This window comes from Aminobacter sp. MET-1 (assembly GCF_026521175.1).
Lineage (GTDB): Bacteria > Pseudomonadota > Alphaproteobacteria > Rhizobiales > Rhizobiaceae > Aminobacter.
This window is the reverse complement of record NZ_JAMSHL010000093.1, coordinates 1-278: the sequence shown is the minus strand read 5'-3', so window position 1 is coordinate 278 and position 278 is coordinate 1. Positions and strand designations below refer to the sequence as shown.

1 protein-coding gene is annotated in these 278 nt (G+C 60.4%); it reads left to right on the top strand.

Going from position 1 to position 278, the window contains the following annotated elements; all coding sequences use genetic code 11:
• A partial coding sequence (locus tag NDO48_RS29160) for a DUF1302 family protein (protein ID WP_267322908.1) occupies window positions 1-278 on the top strand: 278 nt, incomplete at both ends.

Sequence of the window (278 nt, the reverse complement as noted above, 5' to 3'; positions counted from 1 at the left end):
AGCACAAAGAGCTGTTCAAGGGCGAAGGCTACAACTGCGTCGATGTGCAAATAGGTGGTCGGGGTGATAAGTCCGATGGTTGTTCGACCAAGGACTACTGGGCCGTTGCGGTGAACTACACCCCGCAGTATGTCGAAATCCTGCCGTCTTGGACCCTGGAAGTGCCGCTGACAATCAACTATGGCCTGAAGGGCAACGCCGCCAGCGCCGGTGGCGGGAGCGAGGGCGCTCTGTCCTGGTCGGTGGGCGCCAAGATGACCTACCGCCAGGAGCACGAG